At 65.3% G+C, this 8421-nt stretch carries 6 protein-coding genes; 3 read left to right on the top strand and 3 right to left on the bottom strand.

What is annotated here, in order from left to right; genetic code table 11:
- Positions 1-1225, bottom strand: a 1225-nt coding sequence (locus VFY73_RS21525) for an MFS transporter (protein ID WP_329722651.1), incomplete at its 3' end; no start/stop codon positions are given.
- A gap of 311 nt (positions 1226-1536) precedes the next feature.
- On the opposite strand from VFY73_RS21525, the gene VFY73_RS21530 reads away from it, so the two are divergent.
- From VFY73_RS21530 to VFY73_RS21540, 3 genes are all read left to right on the top strand, one after another.
- Complete coding sequence (locus tag VFY73_RS21530) at positions 1537-2373, top strand: hypothetical protein (protein ID WP_329722653.1); 837 nt, start codon at positions 1537-1539, stop codon at positions 2371-2373.
- Between the two features lie 184 nt (positions 2374-2557).
- Positions 2558-2875: a helix-turn-helix domain-containing protein gene (locus tag VFY73_RS21535; RefSeq protein ID WP_329722655.1), complete on the top strand. Its 318-nt coding sequence runs from the start codon at positions 2558-2560 to the stop codon at positions 2873-2875.
- Between the two features lie 20 nt (positions 2876-2895).
- Positions 2896-4215 carry a type II toxin-antitoxin system HipA family toxin gene (locus tag VFY73_RS21540; RefSeq protein WP_414654507.1) on the top strand — a complete coding sequence of 440 codons (1320 nt, stop codon included), beginning with the start codon at positions 2896-2898 and terminating at the stop codon, positions 4213-4215.
- A 323-nt stretch (positions 4216-4538) separates the two neighbouring features.
- Here VFY73_RS21540 and VFY73_RS21545 read toward each other — a convergent pair whose 3' ends face one another.
- A complete protein-coding gene (locus VFY73_RS21545) occupies positions 4539-6527 on the bottom strand; it encodes a UvrD-helicase domain-containing protein (protein ID WP_329722659.1) in 1989 nt (662 codons plus the stop codon).
- Between the two features lie 131 nt (positions 6528-6658).
- A partial coding sequence (locus tag VFY73_RS21550) for a DNA gyrase subunit B (RefSeq protein ID WP_329722661.1) occupies positions 6659-8421 on the bottom strand: 1763 nt, incomplete at its 5' end.

Below are 8421 nucleotides of genomic sequence, written 5' to 3' on the forward strand. Positions count from 1 at the left end.
TGAACGCGGTGTTGACCACGCCCGAGGCCAGGCCCGAATCGGCCGGCTCCACATCGCTCATCGCGGCCAGCAGCACCGGGTTGAACGCGATGCCGCCGCCCAGGCCCAACAGCAGCATGCCGGGCAGCACATCGAGCCAGAAGCCGCCCTGCACCGGCGCGCGGGCGAACAGCGCCAGGCCCACCGCGGCCAGCAGCAGCCCCACCGCGAGCGGCCCGCGGATGCCCCACTTCATGACGATGCGGGCCGACAGGCCCAGCGAGAACACCGCCATGATCAGGTTGGCCGGCAAGAAGCCCAGCCCCACCTGCCAGGGGCTGTAACCCAGCACCAGCTGCATGTACAGCGCCGAGAGGAAGAACCAAGCGAACATCGCCGCGGCCCACAGCACGCCCACCACGTTGGCCACCGCCACGTTGCGCCGCTTGAACAGCGACAGCGGCATCAGCGGCACCGTCACCTTCATCTCGATCAGCAGGAATGCAATGAACAGCGCGGCGGCAATGCCCAGCAGCCCCAGCGTCTGCGGCGATGTCCAGCCCGCCACGTTGCCATTGACCACCGCATACACCGCCAGCATCAGTGACAGCGTGATGCTGCCCGCGCCGGCCCAGTCCAGCTTCGGCCGCTGCACGGCGGCGCCACCGGCCGGCAACAGCTTCAGGCACATCGCGACGACAGCCGCGCCGATCGGCAGGTTGACCAGAAACACCGCGCGCCAGCCCAGCGTGCCGGTCAGCAGGCCGCCCAGCAGCACGCCGATGCTGCCGCCGCTGGCGCAGACGAAGCCGTAGACACCCATCGCCTTGGCGCGCTCGGCCGGCTCGGTGAACAGCGTCATGATCAGCGACAGCGCCACCGCCGACACCACCGCCCCGGCGATGCCCTGCGCAGCCCGCGCCGCGATCAGCACCGCTTGCGATGGCGCGACGCCGCAGGCCAGCGACGCGAGCGTGAAAGCGACGATGCCGGCGATGAACAAACGGCGGTGACCGTACAGATCACCCAGCCGCCCGCCCAGCAGCAGGAAGCCGCCAAACGTCAGCATGTAGGCGTTGACCACCCAAACCAGCGAGGTCTCGGTGAACGCCAGATCGGCGCGGATCGACGGCAGCGCGACGTTCACGATCGTCGTGTCCAGCACGATCATCAGCACGCCCAGGCACAGCAGCATCAAGGCAAGCCAGCGGCGGCGGTGGTCCAGCAAAGTGGGGTCGGTCGTCATGAGCGATGGCGGTTGAGAGGGTTCATCGGGGCGTTCAACACCACGACGAACAACAAGGCGCTGATTCGACATCAGCACCACGAAACATGTCGAGGGCAGGGTTTCGCCGAGGGGCGGCCACCGGCGGTGGGCTGGCGATCGGTCCGATACGACTGCAGCAAAACAACCACACACGCCCCTCTTCGGTCAGCCGCCGATGGTAAAGACTCTTTACTTCATTTGGCAAGCGGCCGCAGAATTCGCCCCTTCATCCACTCACCTCGAACCTCGGGGCCCGAACCATCGGCCCTCTTTTCTGGAAAGACACCGACATGCGTGCCGACATGAGCAAAGTGCTGGTCGAAGAGCCCCGACATGGGCGGCACTACGCCCGTGCCGTCGCCGGCGCCCGCCGCCTGGAACGCCACCGCATCGACCCCGACGGCGAAAGCGCCCCGTCGCGCTTCAGCATGAAGCAAGGCTGGGGCAACAAGAGCTTCGGCGAGCACCTGAGCCCGCTGTACGCCTACCTGCGCCAGCAGGTCGACCGGCCGTGGAACAAGGTCTACAGCGAGTTGTGCCAAGCCATCGACCGGCGCAGCACGGTGCAGAACCATCTGTTCCAACACCTTTACGACCGCGTCGAGGTCGACACCGAATGGCGCGACGGCGAGGTCTGGGTGCGCCGCACCTGGCGCGGCACGGTGCCGCTGTCCGAAAGCCGCGCCGAGCTCTACGTGCACCCGCGCACCGGCATCCTGCTGGTCAACCGCGCCCGGGTGATCGCCAAGCGCCGGCGTGCGACAGAGCAGGCCGCCGATCAAGCCGCCGCCCAGCAAGACCGCCGCACCGGCCTGGCCGGCATGCCGGCCAACGAACAATGGCACCGCGTCGACGGCGTCTGGTATGCGGTGACGTTGGCCACATTGCCCTGCCAAGGCGCCGACCCGAAGCGCGACCTGCCCGTCTACGACGTGCTGCTCAAGCGCACCGTCACTCGCCAGAACCACGACCTGCTCACCCAGCGCTACGGCTGCGGCCCCCGCCCACCGAGCGCCTGCGGCCATCGCCGCTGCCGCTATTGCCCTTGCCGCTATGCGATCGCCAAGCGGCAGCTGGACACGCGGACGTTGCGCCAGCATGGACTCAACGGCAGCGCCAGCGAGTAGCAGGGCTGCCTCGCGGTAATCGAGACCGGCGCCCCTTCGCCTCCGGGTCGGCGTTGTCGTTCGTGGCTGCCGTTCCCTAAACAAGCTCTAGCCTGTTTTAGGCTGGTACAAGCTGCAGCCTTTAATTTGACGATACAGGCTCCAGCTTGTAACCTGCCGTCGTCGGAGCACCCTGGGCACCACGATGGACTACCCCTTGAAACTGGCCGAGCAGCTGCGCCCGCAATTGCAGGCCTTGCGCAAGCGGCGCGGCATGACCCAAGCCCAGCTCGGCGCGGCCATCGGCGTCACCCAGGCGCGCGTCGTGGAGATCGAAGCCAACCCCGGCGTGGTGAGCCTGCAGCAGATCCTGCAGGTGTTGCAGGCCTTGGGCGCCAACCTGGTGATTCGGCCATCCGATGTCGCCGTGGTCACCGCTGAGCCACCTGCTGCGATCACCAAACGTCGCAAGAGTGTGGTCGTCAACGCGCCTGCAACCCATCAGAAACGGGGCACCTGGTGACAGCACGCCTGGCCGCCTGGATGAACGGGCAGTTCGTCGGCACCTGGTCGGTCGACCGTGGCTCGCACCGCTTCACCTACGACGAGACCTGGCTCGCCTCGCCCAAACGCCGCGCGTTGTCGCTGTCCATACCAATCACACCCACGCGCGAGATACGCGGCCCGGCCGTGGCGAACTATTTCGACAACCTGCTGCCCGACAACGAACGCATCCGCCAACGCCTGGCGCGGCGCTACAGAACCGGGTCGATCGAAGCCTTCGAGCTGCTCCAAGCCATCGGGCGCGACTGCGCCGGCGCGCTGCAGTTGCTGCCAGAAGGCGCAGCCCCAGAGGGTTGGCACCGCATCGAAGCTGCAGCGCTCACTGAAGCCCAGGTCGCCCAGGTGCTTCGCACCGTGCCCTCAGACACGCTGCTGGGCCAGAACGGCGACGACGAAGACTTCCGCATCTCGCTCGCGGGCGCACAGGAGAAGACCGCCCTGCTCTTCCACCGCGGCCGCTGGCACCGGCCCCGCGGCGCCACGCCGACAACCCACATCCTCAAGCTGCCGCTGGGCCTGGTGGGCGGCTCGCGCCGTGTCGACCTGGGTGACTCGGTCGAAAACGAATGGCTGTGTGCGCAGATCCTGGGCGCCTTGGGCCTGCCAGTCGCCCCCACGGCCATCGGCCAGTTCGAAGACCAGAAGGCCCTGGTCGTCACCCGCTTCGACCGGGCACTGCAACCAGCCGACGCGGACGGGCCCCAGTGGATCGCCCGCCTGCCGCAGGAAGACTTCTGCCAGGCGATGGGCCGCCCGCCGACGATGAAATACGAGAAGGACGGCGGCCCATCGCTGGCAGACTGCCTGCGCCTGCTGCAAGGCAGCCAGGACCCGCGCGACACCACCTTCTTCGCACTGACCCAGCTCGCCTTCTGGCTGATGGCCGCCACCGATGGCCACGCCAAGAACTACTCGCTCTTCCTGCAGCCCGGCGACACCTACATCGCCGCGCCGCTCTACGACGTGCTCTCGATCTTCCCGTACGTCGGCGCCAACGCCAACCAGTTCCGCTGGCGCAAGACCGAACTCGCGTTCGCGCTGCGCTCCAGGAACGTCCACTACACGCTGCACACCATCCAGGCGAGGCATTGGCATGGGTTGGCGATGGGCAGCGGTGGCGAGGCGGTGTGGACTGAGATGCAGGAACTGGTCGAGCGCGTGCAGCCGGCGCTCGACAAGGTTGCGACTCAACTGCCCAAGGACTTCCCCGAAAAAATCTGGCACTTGATCGCCAAGGGGATGCGCGAACAAGTGGGGCGCTTTCGGGTCGGTTTGACCGGGCTGGCTACTCAGCTTTGACGTTTCGCGGCGCGGCGCTGTGCAAGCTTTGACTTACACATGGGCCGGTTGCTGATAAATGCAAAGGGGGCAGCATCTGGCTTCAGCAAAGGTGAACTCGCCCAGCGAACCGACAAGGATGCATCAATTCCATCGAATGGATGAAATGTCCTCGGAAACGGTATGCCTGGCGGGACGAGAAGCTGCGCGTTCATTCGATGTCCCTCCGTGTCGATCACCGCCGGTTCGGCAGCGTCGTGGTGTATCCCGAGCTGCCTGGTTAGGCTGGTACGGTGAAGGGTGATCGTAGTCGACGATCTTGAAGCGCCGCACCGGTCAGGGCTCTAGGCTGAGATGTCGCCCGACCCCACCACCTCATCCCAATCCGACTCTCGCCCGAAAGCGTGGAGGAACGAGCTGGGCCGATCGCGAAACGTCATCGTCAGACGAAGCCGCGCGCGTGAGGCGCCCACGTAAAAGAGGTTGCGCTCTTCCTGGGCGGAGCCATCGAATTGGCCAGCATCGACGTCGGGCATCACCACGTGATCGAACTCCAGGCCTTTGGCTGCCGGAATCGCAAACAAGCGAATGACGCGCTGGTGGCCACGGCGCTCGCCCTTGGCGGCCCATTCTCGTTGGGCCAAGCCTTTGAGCCAGCCGGCAAAGGTCTCGAACCCAACCGCGGTGCGTGCGAAGCTGGTCATCGCCGCCATGGCCTCTTCGACCTGCTCGTCGTAAACGAACGCATGCTTGAACAGGCGGGCAAAGCCCATGTCTTGCAGTCGCAGGTGCAGATCATTCGGCTCGATGCCTGCAGCGAACATGACGATGAAGCGGTGCAGCGCGGCGCGTGCCTGATCGTCAACGTGTGAAAGCACGGGCCCATCCTGCGTGCCGCGCATGAATTCGCCGGGATCACCCAGGAAGTAGTCCTTGAACACGGCCAGGTTCTTGTGCCGCACGTCTTTGGTCTTCTCATGGGCACGGCAACCCGTGAACTCGGCGAAGGCGTCTTGGATCGCCAGCAGGTCGGATTGCGCAAGCGTGTCTACCGACTGCGTCACCCAGGCCACCAGGGTTCGCAAGAACTGCACCTCCGGCCGCTTCAGAAACGGCTCGAAGCCATGGGTCTCGACGTGGAAACCTCTCTTGTCCAGTGCGCTTTCCAGCTCCACCGAAGCACCGGGATGCCTCAGCAATACGGCGAGGCCGGCGGGGCCTTCGTTTTCAAGATGCCTCTGGTTGAACTCGCCTTCGATGAGCGCGGCCACAGCGCTGGTCGTGCGTGCGCGCGCGATCACGATCTCGGTGTGGCGCCCCGCGGCGACGGCGTATTCCTTCGACGCGTGCGCACCAAGCGGCCCAGCCAATCGCTCACCAAACCGGCGGCAGGTCGTGAGCGGCATTCGCCGCAGCTTTCCGATGCCGGCCTCGAAATGGCTGTTCATGAAGCCGGCGTCCGCGCCGCCATCCGAATGCACCACCTGGTCGCGATCACCCACTACGAAGACCTGTTCGACCGGGTTCACATCCACCAGATGCTGGAGGACGGTGAACATCGCACGGTTGAGGTCGTGGCCCTCGTCGACAACGATCAAGCGCGCGCCGAGCCTCAGCGGGTGCGACCCGTGGTCAAAGACGGGGTCATCCGCTGTCAGTACACATGCCATGTCGTAGAACGGATCGTCGGGCAGGCGGAACAGTGGGGCCAGGCTGTCGCGGAAACTGCGTGGCTCTTCGCCCAGGCCGCATCGCAGTGCCTCATAGGCCTGCAGCACCGCCGTCTCGGTGAAATCGAGCCCAGCTTCAATGGCTGATGCCTCGGTCAACACAAACTCGTTGCCCAAAGCCTTGACTGTCATCGTTCCCTTCAAGCGCTTGAATGCATGCAGGAGAACCGGAATCAGCAACATCCCCTCACCAGGAATGATGAAGGCACTGCCGAGGTTGTGGCGCTCCGCTCGGATACGGGCTTGTCGGATCGCTCGCAGAACAGTCTCGTAGACCTGGCGGTTCGGATACTTCAAGTATTCGCAGTCACCCAGAAGCGCCTGCAGGCGTTCGTGGCACAACACATCAAAGGTCGAGATGTTCAGGCGAAGGACGGTCTCGCGCTCGACGCCGATCCAGCGAAGCCGCTGCTGAAAGGCCAGAACGGCCGCCGGGCTGTATGTCAAGACGAGGATATCTTCCGGCGCCATGCCGTGACGCAGTGCGTCCAGGACTTTCAGCGCCAGGGTCGTCGTCTTCGCGGCACCGGCATTGCCGTCAATGGCATTGAAGCGGGCCGTGCTGGCCAAGATCGCCAGCTGCTCTTCGTCAGGTTCAATCACCGCCACTCCCTATCGAACTTTCGATGACCGCAACAAAGGCGCGCTGTCTCGCCAAAGCAAGAACGGCTTGCAACACGAGGCTGCAAGCCGTCCGGTGAGAGTGATCTCAGGTGGATACGTCGATCGATCGATCAGGCGTCGATATTCGCCGCCCGCAGCGCATTCGTCTCGATGAAATCCCGCCGCGGCTCGACCTCGTCGCCCATCAGCATCGTGAACACCTTGTCCGCCTCGATCGCGTCTTCGATCTGCACGCGCAGCAGGCGGCGCACGGTCGGGTCCATCGTCGTTTCCCACAGCTGGCTGGGGTTCATTTCGCCAAGGCCTTTGTAGCGCTGGCGGCCGACCGAGTTTTCGGCCTGGGTCATCAGCCAGGCCATCGCGGCGCGGAAGTCGCCGACCTTTTGTTCCTTCTGCTTGTCGCCCTCACCGCGCTTGGCGATCGCGTCGGCGGTCAACAGGCCCTTGAAGGTGCGGCCGGCGGTGGCCAGCGCTTCGTAGTCGGCGCCGTGCACGAAATCGGGGCTGATGATGCTGGACTTGATGTTGCCGTGGTGGCGGCGGCTAATGCGCAGCAGGTGCTTGTCGGTGCGCTCGTCGAACACCGCTTCGACCTCGGCGTCGTGCAGCGCGGCCTTCAGCGCGATCGCGCTGCCTTCGGCGTTGGCGGTGTCGTCCAGGTTCAGCGTCAGGCCGTCGCTGATCGCGCGCAGCGCTTCGACGTCCATCCACGCACTCAGGCGGTCGATTACGTTGGTCGCTTGCACGTAGGCCTGGGCCTTCTGCACCAGGTCGTCGCCGACGATCGGCGCGCGGCCGTCACCGGGCTCGACGCGGGCGCCGTCGAGCGCCACCTTCAGCAGGTACTCGTCCAGCGCGTGCGCGTCCTTCAGGTACTGCTCGGCCTTGCCGTGCTTGACCTTGTAGAGCGGCGGCTGCGCGATGTAGATGTGGCCGCGCTCCACCAGGTCGGGCATCTGGCGGTAGAAGAAGGTCAGCAGCAGCGTGCGGATGTGGGCGCCGTCGACGTCCGCGTCGGTCATGATGATGATGCGGTGGTAGCGCAGCTTGTCGGGGTTGAAATCGTCCCCGCCCATGCCCTTGCCGATGCCGGTGCCCAAAGCGGTGATCAGCGTCAGGATTTCGTTCGAGCTCAGCAGCTTCTCGTAGCGCGCCTTCTCGACGTTCAGGATCTTGCCGCGCAGCGGCAGGATGGCCTGGAACTTCCGGTCGCGGCCCTGCTTGGCGCTGCCGCCGGCCGAATCGCCCTCGACGATGTAGATCTCGCACAGCGCCGGGTCCTTCTCCTGGCAGTCGGCCAGCTTGCCCGGCAGGCCCATGCTGCCGAGAACGGTCTTGCGAGTCGCTTCGCGCGCCTTGCGCGCAGCTTCGCGGGCGCGGGCAGCGTCGACGATCTTGCCGCAGACGGTCTTGGCGTCGTTCGGCTTTTCCTGCAGCCAGTCGTTGAGCTTGGCGGCGACGATCTCCTCGACCGGGCCGCGCACTTCGGACGAGACCAGCTTGTCCTTGGTCTGCGAACTGAACTTCGGCTCCGGCACCTTGACGCTGATGACGCAGGCCAGGCCTTCGCGCATGTCGTCACCGGTGATCTCGACCCGGGCCTTCTTCGCGAACTCGTTCTCCTCGATGTACTTGTTGATGACGCGCGTCATCGCCGCGCGCAGGCCCGTGAGGTGCGTGCCGCCGTCGCGCTGCGGGATGTTGTTCGTGAACACCAGCACCGACTCGCCGTACGAGTCGTTCCACTGCATCGCCACCTCGACGTTCACCGGCGTGTTCTGTTCGCTCTGGCGCTCGCCGATGGCGTGGAAGGTGTTCGGATGCAGCACCTTCTTGCCCTGATTGATGAACTCGACAAATCCTTTCACGCCGC

This window comes from Ideonella sp., from assembly GCF_036277275.1.
In the GTDB taxonomy this organism is placed as follows: domain Bacteria; phylum Pseudomonadota; class Gammaproteobacteria; order Burkholderiales; family Burkholderiaceae_C; genus Ideonella.